1 protein-coding gene is annotated in these 316 nt (G+C 57.6%); it reads right to left on the minus strand.

The genetic code is table 11. From position 1 onward, the window contains the following. Positions 1 to 238, minus strand: a 238-nt coding sequence (locus tag KQX66_RS39195) for a hypothetical protein (RefSeq protein WP_498047245.1), incomplete at its 3' end; no start/stop codon positions are given. Positions 239 to 316: the final 78 nt, after the last annotated feature.

Here is a 316-nt window from a genome sequence, read left to right on the forward strand (position 1 = left end):
GAATAAAGACTTCGTTCAGCCAGCGGCGGCCACAGAACACGCCGGCTTCGCGGGTAATGACGGTGGCTTCGGCCTGCTTGTCCGCCGGTAACAATTGCGCGGTAATATCGCGCCCGGCGTCAACTTCACCTCCCAGGTCTTCGCGCAGCGCCTGGGCGACGGAATAGGGAATATCACTTTCAATACGTTCAAGAAGCTCGGTACGGCGACGGTCGGCACTGTAGCGGCGTGTCGGCATGGAAAACTCCGAAATGGACGGTTAGATCGTAGGGGAACATGCTACTCTGTTGCAGGAATAAGTACCACCGCAGAGAGG

Source organism: Paenibacillus oleatilyticus, from assembly GCF_018998565.1.
GTDB classification, from domain to species: Bacteria; Bacillota; Bacilli; order Paenibacillales; family NBRC-103111; genus Paenibacillus_G; species Paenibacillus_G oleatilyticus.